This window comes from Halomonas elongata (assembly GCF_029081005.1).
Taxonomy (GTDB): domain Bacteria; phylum Pseudomonadota; class Gammaproteobacteria; order Pseudomonadales; family Halomonadaceae; genus Halomonas; species Halomonas elongata_B.
Genome location: NZ_JAJQTQ010000003.1, coordinates 188,454 through 211,312, shown reverse-complemented (window position 1 = coordinate 211,312; position 22,859 = coordinate 188,454). Strand labels below are relative to the sequence as shown.

The following is a 22,859-nucleotide window of genomic DNA, read 5'->3' as shown; positions in this document are numbered from 1 at the left end:
CTTTCATCGTCCTTCGGGAGATCCCGGCCCCATGATGCTCGACCTGCGTTTCACCCCGCGTGATCCGGATGAACCCAACCGAAGTGCCACGCCCCTGGAGCTCTTGTTCGACCTGGCCAGCGTGGTCGCGATCGGGGTGGCCGCACAGGGACTTGTCGAAAGCATCGAAGCCGGACGCACGGTGGCAGGGCTGATCGATTACCTGTGCAGCTTCTTCATGATCTGGTGGGCCTGGATGAACTACACCTGGTTCGCCTCGGCCTATGATGACCATTCCCCGGCCTTCCGGCTGTTGACCATGGTGATCATGTTCGGCGCCCTGATGCTGGCAGCCGGCATCGATGCGGTCTTCGACCGCACGCCGATCCTGCTGGTCCTGGCGGGCTTCTCCGTCATGCGCCTGGCAATGGTCCTGTTCTGGATCGGGGCCAGTCGAGGCGATCCGGGACGACGAACCACGGCCCGGCGTTATGCCATGGGCATCACCCTGATGCAGGGTTACTGGCTCGTGGCCATGACGGCGGTCATGCCCTCGGCCCTCCTGTTCCTGCCACTCTTCCTGGTGGGGGTCGCCGGTGAACTGTCCGTGCCGGCACTGGCGGAGCGCCACGCCGCTACAACGTGGCATCGCGGACATATCGTCTCGCGCTACGGACGCTTGACCCTGATCGTGCTGGGGCAGTGCTTCGCATCGATCGTGCTGACGATCCAACTGGCGCCTGAGCCGTCCCTGCTCGACGCCGGCAGACTCTGGCAAGCCTTTCTCCTCGCCGTTATCGCCTTCTCGATATGGGGCCTCTATTTCACCGACGATCCCCAGCTCGACAACAGTGGCTACGGCCGAGCACTGCTCTGGGGGTACGGGCACTTCTTCATCTTCAGCACCATCGCCGCGGCCGGTGCCAGCATGCGCCTGCTGATCGAGGGCCACGGGGAAACGCCGCTCGGCAACGGGATCCTGGGCCTTGCACTGGCGTGCCTTGCAGCAACCCTCTGGATCGTGCGAGACAGGTACCGCCTGAAGGGAATGGCGCGCTGGTGGCTTCCTTGCCTGGCGATCATGCTGCTGCTGCTCACGCTTGCCTCACCGGCCCCGGTGGAAGCCATCGCGCTGGTACTCGTCATCGGGACGCTGTTGAGACGCCGGGCCCCGCCGCACGGCACGTGACTAGCTGGAAGCTGGAAGGCAGCATGAACCCCGACAGCTCGAGGTCAAGGTTTTCTTCCAGCTTCAGGCTTATGACTTCAAGCTCCCGGCGAAGCCGGGCGGTTTTTTCTTCCAGCTTCAAGCTTACGGCTTACCGCTCCTGAGCGTCGGCCAGACCGACGCTCAGGATTCTTCCACCTTCGGCGGCTCGACCTCGAGCTTCTGGGCGGCGATCACCGCCTGGGTGCGTGAGTGTACGCCGAGCTTGCGCAGGATGGCCGTGACATGGGCCTTGATGGTGGCCTCGGAGACATTGAGCTCGAAGGCGATCTGCTTGTTGAGCAGGCCTTCGGTGAGCATGTTCAGCACGCGAAACTGCTGCGGCGTCAGCGAGGCGATGGCCTCGGCAAAGCGCGTATCCTCCTCGTCGGCCTCGCCGAGGGCTTCGGCCATTTCCTCCGGCAGCCACACCTCGCCATCGAGGATCTCCCCCACCGCTTCGGCGATCAGCGCCAGCGACGCGGACTTGGGAATGAAGCCGGAGGCCCCGTAATCGATGGCGCGACGCACCACATGAAGCTCGTCGCTCCCGGATACCACCGCTACCGGGATATCCGGCGTCTGGCCGCGCAGCTGGATCAGCCCGGAGAAACCATGGGCGCCCGGCATGTGCAGATCCAGCAGGATCAGATCGGCATCAGGGTGACGGGTCACTACCTCGGTCGTGGCTTCCATGGTATCGGCCTCGACGATCTCGGCCTGGGGCGCCAACTGGCGCAACGCCTGTGTGAGGGCCGCGCGGAACAACGGATGGTCATCGGCGACGATGAATTTCTGGGCAAAGGCCATGGTTCTCCTCCGGTTCCGGGATGCAACGGGCGGGCCCGCCGCCTGCTGGACGCTTGTATTTTACCGCATGTTACCCCATGGCCGAGGCAATGCCCAAGCGATCCACCTGAATTGTCGACACTTTCCGTCAACGTCATGAAAAAGCCGGCCCATGGCCGGCTGCAGTACAGGACGATGGACGGCTGAGCCGCCCACCATGCCACGGGGCACGCACTGACGCGACGATCAGCGATTGGCCCGATGCTCGATCAACTCCTCGACCACCGACGGGTCCGCCAGGGTGCTGGTATCACCCAGGCCATCGCACTCGTTGGCGGCGATCTTGCGCAGGATGCGGCGCATGATCTTGCCGGAGCGGGTCTTGGGCAGGCTCGGTGCCCACTGGATGATATCCGGCGAAGCGATCGGACCGATATCCTTGCGCACCCACTGGGTCAGTTCCTTCTTGAGCTCATCGCTGGGCTCGTGCTGGTCATCCAGGGTCACATAGATGTAGATGCCCTGTCCCTTGATGTCATGGGGGAAGCCGACCACGGCGGCCTCGGCCACGGCCTCGTGGGCCACCAGCGAGGACTCGATCTCGGCGGTACCCATGCGGTGGCCGGACACGTTGAGCACATCGTCGACCCGACCGGTGATCCAGTAGTAGCCATCCTCGTCGCGACGGCAACCGTCTCCGGTGAAGTACATGCCTTCGTAGGTGGAGAAGTAGGTCTGGACGAAGCGTTCGTGATTGTTCCAGATCGAACGCGCCTGCCCCGGCCAGGAATCGAGCACCACCAGGTTGCCGTCGGTGGCGCCCTCGAGGCGATGGCCCTCGTTGTCGACCAGCGCCGGCTGCACGCCGAAGAACGGCAGAGTCGCCGAGCCGGGCTTGAGGTCGATGGCACCGGGCAGTGGCGAGATCATGATGCCACCGGTCTCCGTCTGCCACCAGGTGTCGACGATCGGGCAGCGTTCCTTGCCGATCACCCGGTAGAACCATTCCCAGGCTTCCGGATTGATCGGCTCGCCCACCGACCCCAGCAGACGCAGGCTGTCGCGCTTGCTGGAGTCCATGACATGATCGCCATGGGCCATCAGGGCACGCACCGCCGTGGGCGCGGTGTACAGAATGCTGACCCGGTGCTTGTCGACGATCTCGCCCATGCGGCCGTTGGTCGGATAGCTCGGCACCCCCTCGAACATCAGGGTCGTCGCCCCATTGGCCAGCGGGCCATAGACGATGTAGCTGTGGCCGGTCACCCAGCCCACATCGGCGGTGCACCAGTAGACCTCGCCATCCTGGTAGTCGAAGACGTACTGATGGGTCAGGGCGGCCTGCAGCAGGTAGCCACCGGTGGTGTGCTTGAGCCCCTTGGGCGCGCCGGTCGAGCCTGACGTGTAGAGGATGAACAGCGGATCCTCGGCGCCGACCTCCTCGGCCGGGCAATCGGTGGACTGCTTGTCGACCAGCTCGTGGAACCAGACGTCGCGCCCCTCCTTCCAGTCAATCTGCCCACCAGTGCGCTGGAACACCAGGACCTTCTCGGCCACCTCGGTACCTTCGCGTGTCAGGGCCGCATCGACATTGTCCTTGAGCGGTACCTGCTTGCCGCCACGCACCGACTCATCGGCGGTGATCACCACCTTGGAGGCGGCGTCCTTGACGCGCTGGGCCAGGGCGTCCGGCGAGAAGCCACCGAACACCACCGAATGCACGGCACCGATGCGCGCGCAGGCGAGCATGGCCATGGCCGCCTCGGGCACCATCGGCATGTAGAGCGTGACGGTGTCGCCCTTGCCGACCCCTAGTTCCTTGAGGGCATTGGCCAGCTGGCAAGTACGCGCGTGAACCTCGCGATAGGTCAGGGTCTTGGAGTTGGCGGGGTCATCGCCCTCCCAGATGATCGCGGGCTGGTCACCACGGCTGGCCAGGTGGCGATCCAGGCAGTTGACACTGGCATTCAGCTTGCCGTCCTCGAACCAGCGGATATCGACATTGTTCGAGGCAAAGGAGGTGTTCTTGATGATATTCGGCGCCTTGAACCACTCCAGCCGCCGGGCCTGCTCGTCCCAGAAGCCTTCCGGGTCATCCAGGGAGCGCTGGTACATGGCCTGGTAAGTGTCCTTGTCGGCCCAGGCCTTGGCGGCGATGTCATCGCGTACCGGATAGATATGCTGCTGATCGCTCATCGAAATGCCTCTGTCCTCGGGATGATCCCTTCAGGTGAATGAAGCCGATCCGGCGCGACGCAGCGTCGATCGGCGCCATGTAAGACGAACCCAGCATAACCCCCTGTCGGCCCGGCTTCCCCTTAGACATTGGTATGAACGATTTTCTTTTTTATAACAGTGAGTTAAATCGAATCATCAGCCTTCGAAAACCTCATGTAGACCAACGGCTGACCACAGCTCCGACAATGATACTGACGCCCTCGCCGGGCCAGACCATGACGACGCGCCGAGAAACCATGCTCTCGACAGCCACAGCGATAGCGATAGGGCTCGGGACTCGAGCGACCGGTATCGAAACGATGCGTGGCATGCGGCGGCAGCCCGAACAGCTCGCGCATCACCGTCCGCCATTCGTGGCCATGGGGGCGTGCCCGATGGCCATCCGCCAGGTGATGCACCAGCCAGTGGGCCACCTCGTGGGGAACCACCTCGACGAGAAAGGCACGACGGTTCTCGTCGAAGAGCGTCGGATTGAACCTCAGGCCGCCGCGACCGAAATGAGCCTGCCCGGCACCCTTGCCTCGCAGGTCCAGCCAGACGGCCGGGCGCGGCAGGGTGTCATGCACCTCACGACACAATCGCCAGGCGGCCTCGACCCGCTCGCGCAATGCGCGCTGGCTGGCGGCGCGATCGAGAGCATCAAGCCATTCGGTATCGGGGTCGGGCAACACGGGATGGATCATGGGGTGCTAGAATGGCGCCACGCCACGGCGGCGTAAAGTCCCATCAGCCAGAGCCATGCCACCATGTCCGATACCGACACCCCTCAGCCTCAGCCGCTTCTCGATGATGAAGCCCTCGACCGGCTCGATGATTTCCTCGAATCGGAAAGGGTCGACGCCGACGCCCTGGACCTGATCGGTACCCACGGCTTCCTCGTTGCCCTGGCCGTGGCCCCCAGCGACGTGCCCGCCGCCACCTGGGTGCCGGAACTCTTTCATGGCGAGCCGGTCTTCGCGGACGATGCCGAGCAGGCGTCGACCCTTGCGTTGCTCGAGCAACTACGCCACAACGCCATTCAAGTACTGGAGGGCGGTGGCCTGCCCGAACTGCCGTTCGACCTGGAACTGGGAGGATTGGCGCCAGAGGAGACACCGATCGGCGACTGGTGCGCGGGCTTCATGGAAGGCGTCTTCCTCGACGAACCGGCCTGGTTCGCCGATGACGAGGAAGCCGCAGCCACCCTGCTGCTACCCTTCATGCTGCTCTCGGGACTGTTCGCCGACGAGCCCGACATGGCCGAACTGGCCACCGACGGCCAGCGACTGGAACGGCTGGTGGCGCAGCTTCCGGAACTGGTGCTCGACCTCTACCTGCACTATCGCGTCCCACCGGAAGCCCCCAAGCCCAAACCACGCCGCAAGGGACCGCCCGGGCGAGGCAAGAACACGCGCAAGACGTAAGCTGGAAGCTGGAAGCTGGAAGCTGGAAGCTGGAAGCTGGAAGCTGGAAGCTGGAAGCTGGAAGCTGGAAGCTGGAAAACAGCATGAATCCCGACAGCATGGGGTCAAGTTTTTTCTTCCAGCTTCAAGCTTAAGCCCGCGAAGCGGGCGTTCTTCCAGCTCCGGGCCGGGCGCAGCCCGGACCGGGTCAGCGCAGCCTCGTCAACATCCCGTCCAGCAGCCCGAACAGCCATTCCTTGAAGCGCTGCCCGCGCGGCCGACGCGCCCAGTCGTCACGCTGGACTTCCCGGCTGGCAGCGAAGTTGCGCTCGAACAGGGCGGCCACGTCGGCGGCGAAACCCGCGTCGTCCACTTCCTGGTTGGCCTCGAGATTCCACTGCAGGCTCCAGTGGTCGAAATTGCAGGAGCCGAGACTTGCCCAGTCGTCGACCAGCGCGAACTTGGCGTGAATGAAGGACGGCTGAAATTCGAAGATACGCACACCGGCTCGTAGCAGACGCCCATAGAAACGCTGGCCGGCGTAACGTACGCCGGGATGGTCATGGGCTCCGCCGGGCAGCAGCAGACGCACTTCCACCCCGCGCCGCGCGGCACGCGCGAGCCGTCTTCGCAGTCCCAGGGTCGGCACGAAGTAGGGCGTGCACATCCAGATACGCTGCCGTGCATCCTCCACACGATGCTGCAAGGACAGCCGGATGGCCTGATAGCGATAGCCTCGCCCCCAGACGACACGGCCTCGCATGCGTCCCTCCGATGATGCCGACGGCCCGGGCAGCAGGCTTGGCAGGCGCGAGGCGCCCCCACTGTCCCGCGTCAATGGCGAGTCCCAGAGTGACACGAACAAGCGCTCCCAGTCGGCCACCACCGGCCCCTCGATGCGTACCGCCACCTCATACCAGGCCTCGAGAAAGTCATCGACCGCACCGAAACCGCCGGTGAAGGCCACCCGCCCGTCCACGACCACCAGCTTGCGATGGTCGCGGGTCAGGTTACGCGCCAGAGAGTGCCATCCCAGCGGATTGAACCAGCGCAGGGCCACACCGCCCGCTTCCAGGCGACGACGGTCTGCCATCGACAAGCCCATGGCCCCGTAACCGTCGAGCATAAGCCGCACCGATACCCCGCGCGACACCGCATCCAGCAGCGCCTCGATCACCATCGTGGCCAGGCGCCCCGATTCCATCAGGTACAGTTCGATCAGCAACGATCCCCGAGCCGCGCCGACGGCCTCGAACATGGCCGGCAGGAAGCGCGACGCCTCGGGCAGCAACTGGAAGTGATTGGCATCCCGCCAGGGTCCCGACATCTCCCTCTTCCTCCTCCATACGCCCGAGACTATTGAGGCATCTTCGCGGCCCCGGGAAAAGCACGGAATGCCCTGACCCCACCGCAGGGCGCCGTTATACTGCCCGTTCATCCTCCTCAAGGGCGACCGCATGGCCAACGCCGCTCCCGTCAATCCACTCCGCGCGCCCTTGCGCCGACTGATCGACGCCTGGACCCAGGTACGCCTGCTCGAACCCGCCCCGGCGTCCCTCGGGCTCGATCCCGACCTGACAACCCTGTATGTCCTGCCGCGTTCGTCTCTCTCCGACGGGTTGCTGCTCGAGGTCCTGACCCGCCAACAGGACCTGCCCGACGCCATCACGCCGAGGCAACTCGGTGCACACACCCTGCCCGCCCAGCTCTCGCTGCCCAGCACGCGGCGACGCCTGTGGCAACGCCGACAAGGCTCACGCTCGCCCTTCCAGGCAGCCATCGAGGCGTACCGTGACACCGGCCGCGACATTCAACTGGTCCCCGTCAGCATCTTCTGGGGGCGCGCCCCGGGCAAGCGCTTCGGTCTCTGGCAACTACTGGCGGCCGACAGCTGGCGCCTCACCGGTCGGCTGAGACGCCTGCTGGCGGTCATGGTCAACGGCCGCGATCTGGAGGTCCATTTCGGCGCTCCCCTGCGCCTCGCCGAACTCGACGACGGACGCGAGCCGTCTCTCACCGACCGCAAGGCCGCCCGCCTGCTGCGCGTGCATTTCCGGCGCATGCGCTCTCGGGTACTGGGGCCGGACCTGTCCCACCGCCGGACCATGATCGAAGGCGTGGCACGCAGCGAGCCGGTGCGTCGCGCCATCGACGACCAGGCCGGTCAGTCGCCCCGCCAGCGCTCGCGTCTGACGAGACGCGCACGACGCTATGGCCGGGAGATCGCCTCCAGCATGAGCTACCCGGTGCTGCGCTTCCTCGATGGTGTGCTGCGCCGATTGTGGAACCGTCTCTACGATGGCGTCGATGCGCGAGGACTGGAAAGCGTCAAGGCCCTGGCCGGTGAGCACACCCTCGTCTACGTGCCCTGTCATCGCAGCCACATCGACTATCTGCTGCTGTCCTATGTGCTCTATACCCAGGGGCTGATGCCTCCGCACATCGCCGCCGGACGCAATCTCGACATGCCCCTGATCGGCCCCTTGCTGCGTCGCGGTGGCGCCTTCTTCATGCGCCGCAGCTTCCGGGGCCAGCCCCTGTATTCGGCGGTCTTCAAGGAATACCTGCATCGCCTGCTCAACCGCGGGCATCCACTGGAATACTTCATCGAGGGCGGCCGGTCGCGCAGCGGCAGGATGCTGCCGCCCCGCCCCGGCATGCTGTCCATGACCCTGGACTCCTTCCTGCGCAGCCAGCGGGAAGGCACGCCATCGCTGGTCTTCGTGCCGGTCTACATCGGCTATGAACGCATCCTCGAGGAAGCCAGTTATCAGCGCGAACTCGCCGGTGGCCGCAAGCGCAAGGAGTCACCGCTGGCCCTGCTGCGAATCGTGCGGCGACTGCGTGAGCCCCATGGCCGCGTCGCGGTGAACATCGGCGATCCGCTGTCGCTGGCCGACTTCCTCGACCACCTCAGGCCAGACTGGCGCGACGCTTCCACCGAGGATGCGCGCCCCGACTGGCGACGCGCCGCGGTCACCGAGCTCGGTGAAACGCTGACGCGGCGCATCAATGCCGCCGCCTCGCTCAACCCGGTCAACCTGGTCGCCCTCGGCATCCTGGCCACGCCGCACCATGCCATCGAAGCGGCATTGCTGGAGCGCCACCTGACGCTGCTGGCCGCGCTGGGCCGTGAAAGCGCCATCGCCCTGCCGCCCGGCGAGCCCGGCGACTGGATCGATCAGGTACGCTCGCTGGGCATGCTCGAGTATCACCCTCATGCATTGGGTGACCTGGTCACCGCCGCCCCGGCCCGGGCCACGCTGCTGGGCTGGTATCGCAACAACGTCCTGCACCTCTATGCGCTCACCGGCCTTGCCGCCTTCGCCTTCCGCCACCAGGCCAGCCACACCCTGGACGGCCTGGAGCGCCTGCTGGCACCGAGCTGGCCGGTACTGGTTCGGGAATTCGCCATCGCGCCCGCGGCCTCGTTGCGCGAGGCACTGGCCGACACACTTGAATCCCTCGCCACGCAGGGGCTACTGGAACGTGACGCCGAGACATGGCGGCGCACCACTTCGCTGACCGGCGGGGAACAGTTGCGCATGCTGGGCCGGCTCATGCAGCCCCCGCTGGAACGCGGTTACCTGCTGCTCTCGGTACTGCTCGGTGAGGCCCCGGGGCACTTCACCCGTGACGCCTTGACCGAACGTACCCGACAGCTGGCCGAACGCCTGGCGCGCCTGACCGGACGCGATTCGCCGGAATTCTTCGACGCACGACTGTTCGCGGGCCTGGTGCATAGCCTCGAGGCCGAAGGCTGGCTGCGCACCCGGGAAGGACGACTGTATTACGGTTCGCGGCTGCGCGAAGGCGCGCTACGCGGACAGACACTGTTCGACCCGGCGCTGCGTCATCGCCTGCAGCGAATCGCGCGACATGCCGAGGTGTGAGACACGACCGCTATGATGCGTTGAGCGAGCGATGAACATACAGGTCATAGCGGCTGGTCTTGCCTTCGAGGGTATGCCGTGGCGCCGGCCCCTCGATGGGGGGCGCCTTGCGCGGTCGCTTGACGACCACGCGATGCGTCGCCACGTCCAGCGCCGCTTCCAGCAGCCGCGGGGCATCGGCGTCGTCGCCGGCCAGTTCGCGGAACAGCCGCATTTCCTTCTTGACCAGTGCCGACTTGGCGCGATGGGGAAACATGGGGTCCAGGTGGATGACCTGGGGCTCGATGCCCCCTTCCTCTACCCGGTGCGCCAGGTCACGACCGGCATCGCCATGCGCGAGCCTCATGCGTGATGCGATCTCGGCGGTATCGGGATCGGCGGCGGCACGGGCCAGGCCGTCCTCCAGCAAGGCGGCGATGGCCGGTACGCGCTCGACCAGCAGCACCTCGGCCCCGAGTGACGCCAGCACGAAGGCGTCGCGGCCCAGTCCTGCGGTGGCATCCACCACCGAGGGCGTCACGCCCTTGCCGAGGCCACAGGCCCGAGCGATCAACTGACCTCGTCCTCCGCCGAAGCGGCGGCGATGGGCGACCCGCCCGGCCACGAAATCCACCGCCAGGGGATTGCCGTAATTGCCCGGATCACCGGCCAGCACCAGTCGTTCGCCCTCACGGCGCAACACCAACGGGGCCTCCGGTGCGTCGACGCGCAGGGGCAGCCCCCAGCGCGCGGCAAGGTCTGCAGCGCCCTCGACCGCGACGCGGCTACCAGTGCTCATTGCGACTTGCGCCAGGCGACCTGGTCACGCAGATAGACCGGCTGTACCTCATGAGCCGGCCGGCCCTCGCCGGCGGCAAAGGCCTCGGCGGCCAACAGCACCAGATCCTCGGCAGCGACATCCAGGTCCGGCAGGCACAGGCTCATGGCCGCCTGTGTCCCGGCAGGCATGGACTGCCGCAACGTCCAGCCGGATCCGACGCCGACCCAGTCGTGATCGTCATGCCCTTCGGGCAACCGTAGCCGTTCCGGCGGCAGCACCGCCTCCTGGTCCAGCGCTTCCACCCGACCCTGGTGGCAGCGCCAGCAAGCGGCATAGACCTCGCCCATGCGCGCATCCAGGGCCGTGATCAGGTAACGATAGTGATGGCGTCGATGAGCCCCCAGGGCCAGGGCCTGAAGCGTCGAGACGCCGAGCAGGGGACGATCCAGGCCGAAGGCCAGCCCCTGGGCGGCACCCGCCGCAATGCGCAGCCCAGTGAAGGAGCCAGGGCCTCGACCATAGGCGACGGCATCGAGGTCGGTGGGCGTCACGCCGGCCTCGTCGAGCACCTCGTCGACCATCGGCAGGAGGCGTCGTGTATGCGCCCGTGGGGCAAGCTCGAAACGGGAGATCAACTCGTCCGGACGGTCGTCTTGGCGGCGCAACAAGGCGGCGGAACAGGCGCTCGAGGAGGCATCCAGGGCCAGCAGGATCGGCATGGGAGATACGCGATGATGGAAAATGTCGGGGCATTATACGACAACGGCCCGCACAATGCGGGCCGTTATCAGAACGAAGAAAAGCGTGGGATTCCGTCGCGAGCGAAGACAGGTTGCCCGCCTTTCCTCAGCTCTCGAGGGCGGCGATCACCTGCCCGGTGATGCCGTCGACGCTACCCACGCCCTCGACGCGATGATAGCGAGGCGCCACTTCGGGTTCCTGGCTGGCCCAATCCTGATAATACTCGACCAGGGGCGCCGTCTGGTCGTGATAGACGGACAGACGGTTACGCACCGTGGCTTCGCTGTCGTCATCACGCTGGATCAGTGCCTCGCCGGTGACGTCGTCCTTGCCCGCCTCGCGAGGCGGATTCAGGTCGACATGATAGACCCGGCCGGAAGCGGGGTGGACACGACGCCCCGCCAGACGATTGACGATTTCCTCGTCGGGCACGGCGATCTCGAGGACATGATCGATCTTCACACCGGCATCCTTCATGGCATCCGCCTGCGGAATGGTGCGCGGAAAGCCGTCGAACAGGAACCCATTGGCGCAATCGGGCTGCGCGATGCGTTCCTTGACCAGTGAGATGATCAGGTCATCGGACACCAGGCCGCCGGTCTCCATGATTTCCTTGACCTGGAGGCCCAGCTCGCTGCCTTCCTTGACGGCGGCACGCAGCATATCGCCGGTGGAGATCTGCGGAATGCCGAAGCGTTCGCAGATGAACTGGGCCTGGGTGCCCTTGCCGGCGCCGGGAGCGCCCAACAGGATCAAACGCATGTGACTTGCTCCTTGAAAACGGGAAGTGTCGTAGATTGAAAAAGGGAGAAGCGAACCATACCCGTGCCATTCTCGCCAGACAAGCGGCGCAATACGCCCAGCCCCCAAGGAGCTGAAAAAAAACCTCGATACCAATGAGTTAGGCTCACTAGCACTTTCGTCTTCCCGCCGAAAGCAGAAGCCCGTGGCGGCCATGACGCCCACAGACAACGACGGCGCCTCTCGGCGCCGTCGTCATGGTCATGGCATCGACGCTTCTCAGAGCAGCAAGCGACGGATATCCGTCAGCACCTGTCCCAGGAAGGCGGTGAAGCGCGCCGCGTCGGCACCATTGACCGCACGGTGGTCATAGGAAAGTGACAGCGGCATCATCAGCCGTGGCTGGAAGGCCTGACCATCCCATACCGGTTTGGTCTGGGACTTGGAGACGCCGAGGATGGCGACCTCCGGGGCGTTGACGATGGGCGTGAAGGCCGTGCCACCGATGGAGCCCAGGCTGGAGATGGTGAAGCAGCCTCCGGTCATCTCTTCGCGCTTGAGCTTCTTCGACTGCGCCTTGCCGGCCAGCTCGACGGATTCCTTGGCCAGATCGATCAGCGACTTCTGGTCGGCGTCACGGATCACCGGCACCATCAACCCGTCCGGTGTATCCACGGCGATGCCGATGTGCACGTATTTCTTGTGCACCACGGTCTCGCCGTCGCTCTTCAGGCTGACGTTGAACTGCGGGAACTTCCTGAGCGCGAAGGCACAGGCCTTGATCAGGAACGGCAGCGGCGTGAGCTGGGCCTCCGCCTCGGCCTTCATGGACTTGCGGAAGGCCTCCAGTTCGGTGATATCGGCCTCGTCGAACTGGGTCACGTGGGGCAGGTTGACCCAGCTGCGATGCAGGTTGGTCGCGCCCATCTTCATCAGGCGACCCATCGGCTGCTCCTCGACCTCGCCGAACTGGCTGAAGTCGACGTCGGGGATCGGCGGGATGCCCGAACCACCCTCGGCGGCAGCCCCCGCGGGCGCCTTGGCCTGACCAGCCATCACCTGCTTGACGTAGGCATGCACGTCTTCCTTGAGCACCCGATCCTTGGGACCACTGGGCTTGACAAGCCCCAGATCGACCCCCAGTTCGCGAGCCAGCATGCGGACCGCCGGACCGGCATGCACCAGCTTGCCGTCGCGGGGCTTGTGAGCCGCCATCTCCGCCTCGGGGCTCGGCCGGCCGACCGGCGCGGCAGGCTTGTCGTCGCTCGATTCGCGCTTGGCACTCGGCGCCTCGGTCGGCTTCCGCTCGGCCTTCTTCGGTGCGGGCTTGGCGCCGGCGGTCTCGATGATGGCGATCACGTCGCCTTCGGAGACGCTATCGCCTTCCTTGACCTTCAGCTCGACCAGCTTGCCCTTGTGGGGGCTCGGCACGTCCATGGAGGCCTTGTCGGATTCCAGCGTGATCAGCGGATCCTCTGCCTCGACCTCATCGCCCTCGGCGACCGCCAGCTCGATGATCGGCACGTCGCTGGCACCACCGAGATCCGGCACACGGACTTCCTTGCGCTCAGGCTCGCCGCCGGCGGACTCGTCGGAGGTCTCGGGCGCGGCATCGGCTTCCGGCTCGCTCGGTGACTCGGCGGCCGGGGCAGGCTCGCTCACCTCGCCCCCGCCCGACTCGCCGGCGATTTCCATGCTGCCGATCACGTCGCCCTCGGACACGGTGTCGCCTTCCTTGACCGTCAGGCTGACCAGCTTGCCGGCATGGGGACTCGGCACATCCATGGAGGCCTTGTCGGACTCCAGGGTGATCAGGGTGTCCTCGGCATCGAGTGTGTCGCCCTCGCTGGCCGCCACCTCGATGATCTCGACATCGGACGCGCCGCCGAGGTCGGGCACCTTGATATCCACGGTGCGAGTACCGCCACCGGACGCGGCGGCTGGCTCGGCCGGTGCCTCGTCGGCCGACGCTTCGTCCGGCGCCGGGCTCGACGCCTCCTCGGAGGTTTCATCTTCGCCATCGCCGGCGTCACCGCCGCCTTCGGCCTCGATTTCGACGATGCCGTCACCCTCGGAGACGGTATCGCCCTCCTTGACCAGCACTTTCAGCACCTTGCCGCCCTGGGGCGACGGCACGTCCATGCTGGCCTTGTCGGATTCCAGTGTGATCAGGGTGTCCTCGGGCTCGATGACATCGCCTTCCGACACCGCGATCTCGATGATTTCGACATCGGTATCGCCACCGATATCGGGCACTTTGATGATTTCGCTACTCAAGGTCGCGCTCCTTCAAACTCTTGACGGGGGCGGGCCCTGACGGCCCGCCATGCCACCGGATCGGTCGACGACTCACACCTCAAGCGGGTTGGGCTTGTTGGGGTCGATGCCGTACTTCTCGATGGCCTCGGCCACGACCTTGCGATCGATTTCGCCACGATCGGCCAGCGCCTTGAGGGCGGCCACGGTGACGAAGTAGCGATTGACCTCGAAGAAGTGACGCAGCTTCTCGCGGGTATCGGAACGGCCATAACCATCGGTGCCCAGTACATGATAGTCGGTCGGCACCCAGGCGCGGACCTGGTCGGCGAACAACTTCATGTAGTCGGTAGAGGCGATGGCCGGCCCCTGCCGACCCTCCAGGCAAGCGGTGACGTGCGGCTTGCCCGGCTCTTCGGTCGGCTTGAGGAAGGCCTGACGATCGATTTCCAGAGCCTCGCGACGCAGCTCGTTGAAGCTGGTGACACTCCAGATATCGGCGCCCACGCCCCACTCCTCGGCGAGCAGCTCGGCGGCAGCCTCGACCTCGAGCAGGATGGTGCCGGAGCCCATCAGCTGGACGCGGGCCTTGTCGCCCTGCGTCTCGCGCAGCAGGTACATGCCCTTGATGATGCTCTCGGTGGGCACCTCCTCCAGGGCCGGCTGCTCGTAGTTCTCGTTCATCACCGTCAGGTAGTAGAAGCAGTTTTCCTTGTCGGCGTACATCCGCTTCAGGCCATCCTGGACGATGACCGCCACCTCATGGGCATAGGTGGGATCGTAGCTGCGGCAGTTCGGGATCATCGAGGCCTGCAGGTGGCTGTGGCCATCCTGGTGCTGCAGCCCCTCGCCATTCAGGGTCGTGCGCCCGGCGGTGCCGCCGATCAGGAAGCCGCGTGCCTGCATGTCGCCGGCAGCCCAGGCCAGGTCGCCGATGCGCTGGAAGCCGAACATCGAGTAGTAGATGTAGAACGGCAGCAGCGGCAGGCCATGGTTGCTGTAGGAGGTCGCGGCGGCGATCCAGGACGACATGGCGCCGGCCTCGGTGATGCCTTCCTCGAGGACCTGACCCGCCTGGTCCTCGCGATAGAACATCAACTGGCCCTTGTCCATGGGCTCGTACTTCTGCCCCTCGGAGGTGTAGATGCCGAGCTGGCGGAACATGCCCTCCATGCCGAAGGTACGTGCCTCATCGGGCACGATCGGCACGACTCGCTTGCCGATCTTCTTGTCCTTGACCAGGCCATTGAGAATACGCACGAAGGCCATGGTCGTGGAGACTTCACGGCCCTTCGAGCCGCTCAGCTGCGAGGCGAAGGTCTTGTCCTCGAGAGACGGGATCTCGAGGGCCTCGAAGTCCGGATTGCGCGCCGGCAGGTAACCGCCCAGACGCTCGCGCTGGAGATGCATGTACTTCATCTCCGGGCTGTCGTCGTCCGGCTTGTAGTAAGGCATCTCGTTCTCGATCTGCTCGTCGGAGACCGGAATGCCGAAACGATCGCGGAAGTCCTTCAGGACATCCGGGTCGTCGATAGACTTGACCTGGTGGGCCTCGTTGTCGGCCTCGCCGCCGGCGGCGCCCAGACCATAACCCTTGACGGTATGCGCCAGGATGACGGTGGGACGACCGTTGGCGTTATGGAAGGCTTCATGATAGGCCGCATAGATCTTGAACGGGTCATGGCCGCCGCGGTTGAGCTTCCAGATGTCATCGTCGGACATGTCCTTGACCAGCTCGGCGGTCTCGGGGTATTTGCCGAAAAAGTGCTCCCGGGTATAGGCACCGCCGTTGGCCTTGTAGTTCTGGTACTCGCCGTCGACCGCCTCGTCCATGCGCTTCTGCAGGATGCCCTTCTTGTCCTTCTCGAAGAGCGGATCCCACAGCCGACCCCAGACCACCTTGATGACGTTCCAGCCGGCACCGCGGAACACGCCCTCGAGCTCGTCCATGATGCGCGAATTGCCACGCACCGGGCCGTCCAGGCGCTGCAGGTTGCAGTTGATGACGAAGTTCAGGTTGTCGAGCTTCTCGCGGCTGGCGAGGTGGATCGCCCCCAGCGTCTCCGGCTCGTCGCATTCGCCATCGCCGAGGAAGGCCCAGACCTTGCGATCCTGCATCGGCTGCAGACCACGCTGATCCAGGTACTTCATGACGTGGGCCTGGTAGATGGCCATGATCGGCCCCAGCCCCATGGAAACCGTGGGCAACTGCCAGAAATCCGGCATCAGCCAGGGGTGTGGATAGGACGACAGGCCATCGCCATCCACCTCCTGGCGGAACTTGTCCATCTGATCCTGAGTCAGGCGCCCCTCGAGGAAGGCACGGGCATAGACGCCCGGGGAGCTGTGACCCTGAATGAAGACCAGATCACCCTTGAAATCGCCGTTGGCGGCGCGGAAGAAATGGTTGAAGCCCACGTCATAGAGGGTCGCGCTGGACATGAAGCTGGCCAGGTGACCGCCGATACCCTTGTTGGCCTTGTTGGCCCGGGTCACCATGGCGGCCATGTTCCAGCGGACCAGCGAACGGATGCGACGCTCCATGAACAGGTCGCCCGGCATAGGCGCCTCACGATGCACCGGAATGGTGTTACGATGCGGTGTCGTCACCGAGAAGGGCACTTGCATGCCATCGCGGCGATAACGATCAGCCAGCCGGGTCATGAGGTACCGGGCCCGGTCCTCACCCTCGCGATCCAGAACCGACTCCAGGGAATCCAACCACTCCTGGGTTTCGACCGGATCGAGATCTTCTCGTGTCTCAAGACTCATAGACGTCTCTCCGAATGACGGTGGGGCGACAGCCCCGCAGCGAGGGGCGTGTGGCGCTCTTCTGTGGGAAGGCATGGAAGCGACTCCACGCCATCTGCCAGATTTGTAGTCGTTTTACAAGACAACGCGACCAATGTCGGTGGGTGCGCTGACGATACCGTAAACACTCACTGCTGCCAATTGAAACAGACATGGAAATTTTTTTCAAAACCATGCTGACACCCATAACCCGTGGGGTAACACGCGCCTTCATAGTGGATCGCACCAGAAAAGCCGAGTTAGTAGAACAACTAGCTGCCTCGAGGGTCCGGGGGCATGAGCGGGCAAAATGAATGTTTTTTTACGCACTATCGAGTCACTTCGCTCAACAATTGGCGAAAATAGGCCCAATCGAAGGCCGGACCGGGGTCACTCTTGCGTAGTGGTGCAACACGGGCGTGACTGGTGATGCGCTCAGGCGTGATGGCCGGATAGTACGCCCGCAGGGACTGGGTGGCGTGCACCAGGGAACGGTATTGCGCCTCGGTATAGGGCGTCACCTCATCCCCTTCCAGCTCGATACCCACCGAAAAATCGTTCAGCGCCCGACGCCAGCGCTTGCCATCGCGCCACCATGAACGTCCGGCGTGCCAGGCCCGAGCCGTGAACGGCACGAACTGCACACAATCGCCATCGCGCCGGATCAACAGGTGAGCCGATACCCGCAATCCCTGGATTCCGGCGAAATAGGGATGCGCCTCGGCATCCAGACGATTGGTGAACAAGCGCTCGATGGCATCGCCGGAAAACACGCCCGGCGGCAGGCTGATGGAATGCAGGACCAGCAAGGACACCTCATCCTTCGGTCGTGCGTCCTGATTGGGCGACGTCACACGACGCGCCTCCTCCAGCCAGCCCTGATCAATCGGCATGCCTTTCCCCCTGACGTCGATGCTTCGCTTTCCTCTATAATGAACGTCTCCCGCTTTCCAGCACAGAGACGATCCCCGCCATGCACTATCAGGATGCCCTCGCCGAAGAAATCCGCGACAGCGCCGCCCGGCTGCTGGCCGAGGATGTCGGCCCCGGCGACATCACCGCCGAACTGATTGCCGAGAAACACTGGGCCCGTGCCCGGGTGATCACCCGGGAGGACACCGTGTTGTGCGGCGTGGCCTGGGTCGACGAACTCTTCCGTCGCCTCGACCCCCGCGTCATCCTGCACTGGCAGGCCGCCGACGGCGACCGGCTGAGCGCCGACCAGGTCTTTCTCGAGCTCGAAGGACCGGCACGCAGCCTGCTGACCGGCGAGCGGGCGGCGCTGAACCTGCTGCAGACGCTTTCGGGCACCGCCACGCGTACCCGCCACTACGTCGACCTGCTCGATGGAACCGGCGTTCGCATGCTGGACACCCGCAAGACACTACCCGGCCTGCGCCTGGCGCAGAAATACGCGGTGTCCTGCGGTGGCGGCCACAATCACCGCATCGGTCTCTATGACGCCTTCCTGATCAAGGAGAATCATATCGCGTCCTGCGGCGGCATCGCCGCGGCGGTCAGGGAAGCACGGGATATCGCCCGGGACCTGCCGGTGGAGGTCGAGGTGGAAAACTTCGAGGAACTCGACCAGGCCCTCGAGGCCGGCGCGGACGTGATCATGCTCGACAACTTCTCGCTGGAAGACCTGCGCGAAGCCGTGCGACGCACCGCCGGACGCGCCACCCTGGAGGCCTCCGGCAATGTCGACGACTCCACGCTCAAGGCCATCGCCGGCACTGGCGTGGACTGTATCTCCAGCGGCGCCCTGACCAAGGACGTCAAGGCGATCGATCTGTCGATGCGCTTTCTCGAGCTGGACGGCTGACACCCTCTCAGGTTTCGACAGCTACCAGCGATTTTTCCAGGATCCGTCGACGCAGCTGTTGGCCGCCGCGCTCGACCCACTCCTCGCGAACGCGTCGCCAGCCGCGGTTTTCCAGGCCGTCGGCCAGCACCAGGCTGGCGGCGATATCGACCCGGCCGGCGCCACGCTCGACCAGCAGGCGCTCAGCATGCACCAGCAGGGTCGAACCGATGCCACGGCGGGCCAGCGAAGGCCATACGTAGAGCGACTCCACGCGATCATGTCGCAGGTCGAGCTCCAGAAACCCCACGCAGCGACCATCGCAACTCGCCACCAGGGTGGTGTAGAGCGCCTGTCGCGCTACCCAGGCACTACCATCCCTGGGCAGCACGGCGGCCCAGGCCTCCCGGGCCTCTTGATCGTAATAGCCCATGGCCCCCTGCATCACGGCATGATGGAAGACCTCGGCCTGATCGGCACCGTCCTTCACCTGAGCGAGGCGGTAGAAAATGCGTGGCGCTTTCCGTTCCTGGGAGGCATCGTGGCACGGTGTCTCCGATGCCCCCTCGATGTCGGCATGACGCATGCGTGACTTCCTGAGATGATGAAACCGCCAAGAGACTACAGAAGCCAGGCGCCCGGGCCAATGCCCGAACGCGACAAGCCGTGGAATCGAGAATGCCCGCATCCCCCTGCTCCCATGTCACCCTGACGCCCATCGGCCACATCGAAAGCGACTACCCCGACAAGTTCGGCGTGCCTCGCCAGCCCGGGCTCGCCGATGCCGCCCGAGCCCGCCTGGTGCTGACCGCTCCCTTCGACGACCCCTTGACGGTACGCGGCCTGGAGGCTTTCAGCCATCTCTGGGTGACCTTTCTCTTCCACCTCAGCCCCGAACGCTGGACGCCGCTGGTGCGCCCGCCCCGCCTGGGTGGCAACGCCAGAATCGGCGTCTTCGCCAGCCGCAGCACCCACCGTCCCAACCGTCTCGGGCAATCGCTGGTGGAACTCGAAGGCATCGACACCGATGACGCCGGTGTATGCCTGCGACTGCGTAGCGTCGACCTCGTCGACGGCACCCCGGTGCTGGATATCAAGCCCTACCTGCCCTGGGCGGAATCCCGACCCGAAGCTCGCGCCGGTTTCGCCCCCGAACCACCGCCCCGCCTACCGGTACGCATCAACCGCGCTGCGCAGGCCACCCTCGACGCTCGCCCCGACGCCGATTCATTGCGCGCCCTGATTCAGCAGGTACTGGCCCAGGACCCCCGCCCCGCCTATCGCAAGGGCGCGGAAGAACGGGTCTACGGCGTGCGGTTGCGCGACGTGGACGTGCGCTTCCGTGCGCTGGCCAATACCGACGACCAGGGCGAAGGCGAGACACTGCTGGAAGTCGTCGAGATCGTGGTGGTGTAGGCAGAGAAACAAACGACGACGCCCTCTGAGGAGGGCGTCGTCGTATGCCGGGGCCGTCAGCTCGCCTGAACGCCCCACATAACCAGAAGATGTACTGATTCATGTCGCGAGCGACGAGAGGCTGGCCGCCGCCGGAGCACAGCCACCGGAGTGTAGCCTGCTACATGAGGATGGCGAGCACCGCCGGCGGTCAGGATCGCTAGGCCCGTTCCCGACGGGCCAACGCACTTCCCGCGTCCCTGTGGGTCGTCGAGCGCAGCAATGAATCAGTGCGTCTTCAAGAGAAGTCGACGCCAATCCGCTTGCCGACTTCTTCGTAGGCTTCAATGACACCGCCAAGCCCCTGCCGGAAACGGTCCTTGTCGAGCTTCTCCCGCGTCCTGGCATCCCACAGGCGGCAGCCGTCCGGCGAGAACTCGTCACCCAGCACGATCCCCCCCTGGAAGAGGCCGAACTCGAGCTTGTAGTCCACCAGCAGCAGGCCGCCATCGGCAAACAGCTGCTTGAGGACATCATTGACCCGGTACGTCAGGGACTTCATTTCGGCGAGCTGCTCGGGCGTCGCCCAGCCAAAGGTCTCCGCCAGCGACTCGTTGATCATCGGGTCGTGCAGGGCATCATCCTTGAGGAACAGCTCGAAGGTGGGTGGCGCCAGCTCGCTGCCCTCTTCCACGCCCAGGCGCTTGACCAGGCCTCCCGCGGCGATGTTCCTCACCACGCACTCCACCGGCAGCATGTCGAGCTTCTTGACCACGCTCTCGGTGTCGGAAAGCAGCCGCTCATAGTGGGTGGGAATTCCCGCCTCCTGCAGCTTCTCCATGATGAAGGCATTGAAGCGATTGTTGACCTTGCCCTTGCGCGCCAGCGACTCCATGCGCTCACCATCGAAAGCGCTGGTGTCATCGCGGAAGTGCAGGATCAGGCGATCGGGATCATCGGTGGCATAAACCGACTTGGCCTTGCCGGCATAGAGTTCTTGACGCTTGTCCATGGGAGCCTCCAGGGCAATATGATGTATAGCCTAGGCATTGCCCGAGAGCACGGCGGGCGGTCTCGGGCGCCTCTGTATGTTCAGCGGATCATCCGCCAGTCCACCCCCTGATCCTGAGCGGCCACCGTCAGACGCGACGTCTCTCCGTCGAGCAGCGGGTCCAGCGCTTCCACGGCCAGTTCGGGGCGGTTGTTGTGTTCGGACAGGTGCGAGCAGACGATGTGTTGCAGCCGATCCAGGCCCAGCCGCTGCAGCAGCCAGGCGGCTTGTTCATTGGCGAGGTGTCCCCAGCGGCCACCGACCCGGCGCTTGAGGCTCGGTGGATAAGGCCCCGTCTCCAGTAACCGCACATCGTGGTTGCATTCCAGCACCAGGGCATCGCAGCCGTGGAAGGCCTCGACCACATGGGAGCTGGGATGACCGAGATCGGTCAGCAGGCCAAGCCACCGCCCGGCGGCGGAAAGACGAAACTGCACCGGCTCCCGGGCATCATGGGGCACGGTGACCGGGTCGATCTCGATCCCCCTGACCCGGAAGGGCGACTGGGGCGTTATCCAGTGGCGATGAGGCAGTCGACCGGTGCGGCCCGCCATCCAGGTCCCCGGCGTCAAGTAGACGGGCATGCCGTATTTCCTGGCCAGGGGGCCGACGCCACGCAGGTGATCGCCATGTTCATGGGTCACCAGCAGGGCGTCGAGCTGGCGTGGGTGCAGGCCGAGCCGTCCCAGCCGGCGTTCGGTCTCCTTGAGCCCGAAACCACAGTCGACCAGCAGGTGCGTCTCGCCGTCGCTCACCAGGGTCGCATTGCCCTTGCTGCCGCTGCCCAGGGACGCGAAGCGCAATCGACCCGGGTCATCGAGCGGCGCCGTCATCAGCGCAGCAAGCCTCCGACGCGTTCCAGCAGTTCGCGCCGGTCGTCCGCCGCGAGCGTTTCATCGCCGACGGCGCTGGCGCGCACCAGCGTCTGACGCGCCCCCTGGCGGCTCAGCACCAGACGCAGTCGACTCGATTCCTCATCGAAATCCATCGAGGTCAAGGAGTCCCAGAGCCCGCGACTACGCTCGCTGAGCGGCAGGTAGTCGACCAGGAAGGAATGCGAACCGATGTCACGTTCCACCAGCTGACGACGTCCTTCCAGGGAGAAATCGGCGTCGAGTTGAGCGCTGAGTTCGGCCCAGGCACGCTCGATGTCGTAGGGCAGCACCAGTTGCCATTCGTCGTCACGCTGGGCCAGGCGAGGCGAGCGATCCTGCTGGCCCATCTGGCCCTGGGCCGAGAGCCCGGAGGCCGTGGCGCTGGCCAGGTTGCTGCGTTGCTCGAAGCGACGCTCCAGGGCCCGCAGGCACCCGTCGACGGAAGCGCCTCCCTGCTCACAGCGGACCTCGCTCTCCCCCTGCTGCAGCCCCGGGACGACACTGATGCGGCCCTGGTCGGTCTCCAGCACACCACGGCTGTCGTCCCGAGATATCACGTTCAACCCACGGGTGGTGACGAAGTCGTCGACCTCGGACCAGACGACGCCGGGCGTAGCACCCACCACCAACCAGCGTTGATCGCCGGCCTCACGGCGGGCCACTTCACCGGCCGAGACACCGCTGCCGGCATTCAGGGCACGGGGAGGAGGCGCCCGAAAGTCGTCGCCCTGTGAGGCGAAGGCGCCGGGGGCATCCGGCACCGGCATGGCATCGCGGTAACGACGCGTATTGCGCGTATCGGGCAGCGCCAGGGGCGCACCTTCTTCGGCCTTGGCGTAATCGACGCTGCGGTTGTCGTAGTAGCCTTCCCGAGCGCAACCCGCCAGGGCCAGAGCGGCCAGCAGCGGCATCCATTTCAGCGCAGAGTTCATGCGTCCACCTTGCGTCATATCATTGG

19 protein-coding genes are annotated in these 22,859 nt (G+C 65.1%); 5 read left to right on the top strand and 14 right to left on the bottom strand.

The features are described from left to right. The first annotated feature begins 31 nt into the window (after nt 1-31). Nucleotides 32-1,168, top strand: a complete 1,137-nt coding sequence (locus tag LU493_RS03740) for a low temperature requirement protein A (RefSeq protein ID WP_275286448.1) — start codon at nt 32-34, stop codon at nt 1,166-1,168. A gap of 162 nt (nt 1,169-1,330) precedes the next feature. Here the strand turns inward: LU493_RS03740 and LU493_RS03735 are convergent, their stop codons facing one another. From LU493_RS03735 to LU493_RS03725, 3 genes are all read right to left on the bottom strand, one after another. Then, the gene (locus LU493_RS03735; protein WP_013333318.1) at nt 1,331-1,996 is read right to left on the bottom strand and encodes a response regulator; all 666 of its coding nucleotides are present in this window, start codon (nt 1,994-1,996) and stop codon (nt 1,331-1,333) included. Nucleotides 1,997-2,221: 225 nt separating this feature from the next. After that, the gene (acs, locus tag LU493_RS03730; protein WP_275286447.1) at nt 2,222-4,171 is read right to left on the bottom strand and encodes an acetate--CoA ligase; all 1,950 of its coding nucleotides are present in this window, start codon (nt 4,169-4,171) and stop codon (nt 2,222-2,224) included. A 164-nt stretch (nt 4,172-4,335) separates the two neighbouring features. Then, entirely contained in the window at nt 4,336-4,896 is a 561-nt protein-coding gene (locus tag LU493_RS03725) for a SprT-like domain-containing protein (protein WP_275286446.1), read from the bottom strand. Between the two features lie 63 nt (nt 4,897-4,959). Between LU493_RS03725 and LU493_RS03720 the strand changes: the two genes are divergently transcribed. Further along, on the top strand, nt 4,960-5,616 hold the full coding sequence (locus tag LU493_RS03720; RefSeq protein WP_275286445.1) for a YecA family protein: 657 nt from the start codon (nt 4,960-4,962) through the stop codon (nt 5,614-5,616). Between the two features lie 187 nt (nt 5,617-5,803). Here the strand turns inward: LU493_RS03720 and LU493_RS03715 are convergent, their stop codons facing one another. Further along, the gene (locus LU493_RS03715; protein WP_275286444.1) at nt 5,804-6,922 is read right to left on the bottom strand and encodes a phospholipase D-like domain-containing protein; all 1,119 of its coding nucleotides are present in this window, start codon (nt 6,920-6,922) and stop codon (nt 5,804-5,806) included. A gap of 130 nt (nt 6,923-7,052) precedes the next feature. Between LU493_RS03715 and plsB the strand changes: the two genes are divergently transcribed. After that, nucleotides 7,053-9,488 carry a glycerol-3-phosphate 1-O-acyltransferase PlsB gene (gene plsB, locus LU493_RS03710; protein WP_275286443.1) on the top strand — a complete coding sequence of 812 codons (2,436 nt, stop codon included), beginning with the start codon at nt 7,053-7,055 and terminating at the stop codon, nt 9,486-9,488. Nucleotides 9,489-9,498: 10 nt separating this feature from the next. On the opposite strand, the gene LU493_RS03705 is transcribed toward plsB, so the two are convergent. The 6 genes from LU493_RS03705 to ampD all read right to left on the bottom strand — a co-directional run bounded on the left by LU493_RS03705 (nt 9,499) and on the right by ampD (nt 17,669). Then, entirely contained in the window at nt 9,499-10,266 is a 768-nt protein-coding gene (locus tag LU493_RS03705) for a class I SAM-dependent methyltransferase (protein ID WP_275286442.1), read from the bottom strand. Further along, complete coding sequence (tsaB, locus tag LU493_RS03700; RefSeq protein ID WP_275286441.1) at nt 10,263-10,967, bottom strand: tRNA (adenosine(37)-N6)-threonylcarbamoyltransferase complex dimerization subunit type 1 TsaB; 705 nt, start codon at nt 10,965-10,967, stop codon at nt 10,263-10,265. The genes LU493_RS03705 and tsaB overlap by 4 nt, the downstream gene beginning before the upstream one ends. A gap of 127 nt (nt 10,968-11,094) precedes the next feature. Beyond that, nucleotides 11,095-11,751, bottom strand: a complete 657-nt coding sequence (adk, locus tag LU493_RS03695; RefSeq protein ID WP_275286440.1) for an adenylate kinase — start codon at nt 11,749-11,751, stop codon at nt 11,095-11,097. A 258-nt stretch (nt 11,752-12,009) separates the two neighbouring features. Continuing rightward, nucleotides 12,010-14,007: a pyruvate dehydrogenase complex dihydrolipoyllysine-residue acetyltransferase gene (aceF, locus tag LU493_RS03690; RefSeq protein WP_275286439.1), complete on the bottom strand. Its 1,998-nt coding sequence runs from the start codon at nt 14,005-14,007 to the stop codon at nt 12,010-12,012. 72 nt (nt 14,008-14,079) lie between these two features. After that, nucleotides 14,080-16,758: a pyruvate dehydrogenase (acetyl-transferring), homodimeric type gene (aceE, locus tag LU493_RS03685; RefSeq protein WP_275286438.1), complete on the bottom strand. Its 2,679-nt coding sequence runs from the start codon at nt 16,756-16,758 to the stop codon at nt 14,080-14,082. Nucleotides 16,759-17,105: 347 nt separating this feature from the next. Next, nucleotides 17,106-17,669 (bottom strand): 1,6-anhydro-N-acetylmuramyl-L-alanine amidase AmpD, encoded by a 564-nt coding sequence (gene ampD, locus LU493_RS03680; RefSeq protein ID WP_275286437.1) that lies wholly within the window; start codon nt 17,667-17,669, stop codon nt 17,106-17,108. An 80-nt stretch (nt 17,670-17,749) separates the two neighbouring features. Between ampD and nadC the strand changes: the two genes are divergently transcribed. Further along, nucleotides 17,750-18,601, top strand: coding sequence for a carboxylating nicotinate-nucleotide diphosphorylase (gene nadC, locus LU493_RS03675; RefSeq protein WP_275286436.1), 852 nt, complete (start codon nt 17,750-17,752; stop codon nt 18,599-18,601). A 7-nt stretch (nt 18,602-18,608) separates the two neighbouring features. On the opposite strand, the gene LU493_RS03670 is transcribed toward nadC, so the two are convergent. Further along, the gene (locus LU493_RS03670; protein WP_275286435.1) at nt 18,609-19,166 is read right to left on the bottom strand and encodes a GNAT family N-acetyltransferase; all 558 of its coding nucleotides are present in this window, start codon (nt 19,164-19,166) and stop codon (nt 18,609-18,611) included. A gap of 92 nt (nt 19,167-19,258) precedes the next feature. Here LU493_RS03670 and tsaA point away from each other — a divergent pair, with 92 nt between their 5' ends. Then, a complete protein-coding gene (gene tsaA, locus LU493_RS03665) occupies nt 19,259-19,996 on the top strand; it encodes a tRNA (N6-threonylcarbamoyladenosine(37)-N6)-methyltransferase TrmO (protein ID WP_275286434.1) in 738 nt (245 codons plus the stop codon). Nucleotides 19,997-20,273: 277 nt separating this feature from the next. Here the strand turns inward: tsaA and purC are convergent, their stop codons facing one another. The 3 genes from purC to LU493_RS03650 all read right to left on the bottom strand — a co-directional run bounded on the left by purC (nt 20,274) and on the right by LU493_RS03650 (nt 22,833). Continuing rightward, on the bottom strand, nt 20,274-20,987 hold the full coding sequence (gene purC, locus LU493_RS03660) for a phosphoribosylaminoimidazolesuccinocarboxamide synthase (protein WP_275286433.1): 714 nt from the start codon (nt 20,985-20,987) through the stop codon (nt 20,274-20,276). Nucleotides 20,988-21,067: 80 nt separating this feature from the next. Continuing rightward, entirely contained in the window at nt 21,068-21,859 is a 792-nt protein-coding gene (locus LU493_RS03655; protein WP_275286432.1) for an MBL fold metallo-hydrolase, read from the bottom strand. Next, nucleotides 21,859-22,833, bottom strand: coding sequence for an outer membrane protein assembly factor BamC (locus tag LU493_RS03650; RefSeq protein ID WP_275286431.1), 975 nt, complete (start codon nt 22,831-22,833; stop codon nt 21,859-21,861). The genes LU493_RS03655 and LU493_RS03650 overlap by 1 nt, the downstream gene beginning before the upstream one ends. Nucleotides 22,834-22,859: the final 26 nt, after the last annotated feature.

What these genes read in the sequence shown, in the direction of transcription:
- LU493_RS03650 (WP_275286431.1), bottom strand. Translation starts at nt 22,833, where the DNA reads ATGAACTCTGCGCTGAAATGGATGCCGCTGCTGGCCGCTCTGGCCCTG.
- plsB (WP_275286443.1), top strand. Translation starts at nt 7,053, where the DNA reads ATGGCCAACGCCGCTCCCGTCAATCCACTCCGCGCGCCCTTGCGCCGA.
- LU493_RS03670 (WP_275286435.1), bottom strand. Translation starts at nt 19,166, where the DNA reads ATGCGTCATGCCGACATCGAGGGGGCATCGGAGACACCGTGCCACGAT.
- adk (WP_275286440.1), bottom strand. Translation starts at nt 11,751, where the DNA reads ATGCGTTTGATCCTGTTGGGCGCTCCCGGCGCCGGCAAGGGCACCCAG.
- tsaA (WP_275286434.1), top strand. Translation starts at nt 19,259, where the DNA reads ATGCCCGCATCCCCCTGCTCCCATGTCACCCTGACGCCCATCGGCCAC.
- LU493_RS03720 (WP_275286445.1), top strand. Translation starts at nt 4,960, where the DNA reads ATGTCCGATACCGACACCCCTCAGCCTCAGCCGCTTCTCGATGATGAA.
- tsaB (WP_275286441.1), bottom strand. Translation starts at nt 10,967, where the DNA reads ATGCCGATCCTGCTGGCCCTGGATGCCTCCTCGAGCGCCTGTTCCGCC.
- ampD (WP_275286437.1), bottom strand. Translation starts at nt 17,669, where the DNA reads ATGCCGATTGATCAGGGCTGGCTGGAGGAGGCGCGTCGTGTGACGTCG.
- LU493_RS03740 (WP_275286448.1), top strand. Translation starts at nt 32, where the DNA reads ATGATGCTCGACCTGCGTTTCACCCCGCGTGATCCGGATGAACCCAAC.
- aceE (WP_275286438.1), bottom strand. Translation starts at nt 16,758, where the DNA reads ATGAGTCTTGAGACACGAGAAGATCTCGATCCGGTCGAAACCCAGGAG.
- acs (WP_275286447.1), bottom strand. Translation starts at nt 4,171, where the DNA reads ATGAGCGATCAGCAGCATATCTATCCGGTACGCGATGACATCGCCGCC.
- nadC (WP_275286436.1), top strand. Translation starts at nt 17,750, where the DNA reads ATGCACTATCAGGATGCCCTCGCCGAAGAAATCCGCGACAGCGCCGCC.
- LU493_RS03705 (WP_275286442.1), bottom strand. Translation starts at nt 10,266, where the DNA reads ATGAGCACTGGTAGCCGCGTCGCGGTCGAGGGCGCTGCAGACCTTGCC.
- purC (WP_275286433.1), bottom strand. Translation starts at nt 20,987, where the DNA reads ATGGACAAGCGTCAAGAACTCTATGCCGGCAAGGCCAAGTCGGTTTAT.
- LU493_RS03715 (WP_275286444.1), bottom strand. Translation starts at nt 6,922, where the DNA reads ATGTCGGGACCCTGGCGGGATGCCAATCACTTCCAGTTGCTGCCCGAG.
- LU493_RS03655 (WP_275286432.1), bottom strand. Translation starts at nt 21,859, where the DNA reads ATGACGGCGCCGCTCGATGACCCGGGTCGATTGCGCTTCGCGTCCCTG.
- LU493_RS03725 (WP_275286446.1), bottom strand. Translation starts at nt 4,896, where the DNA reads ATGATCCATCCCGTGTTGCCCGACCCCGATACCGAATGGCTTGATGCT.
- LU493_RS03735 (WP_013333318.1), bottom strand. Translation starts at nt 1,996, where the DNA reads ATGGCCTTTGCCCAGAAATTCATCGTCGCCGATGACCATCCGTTGTTC.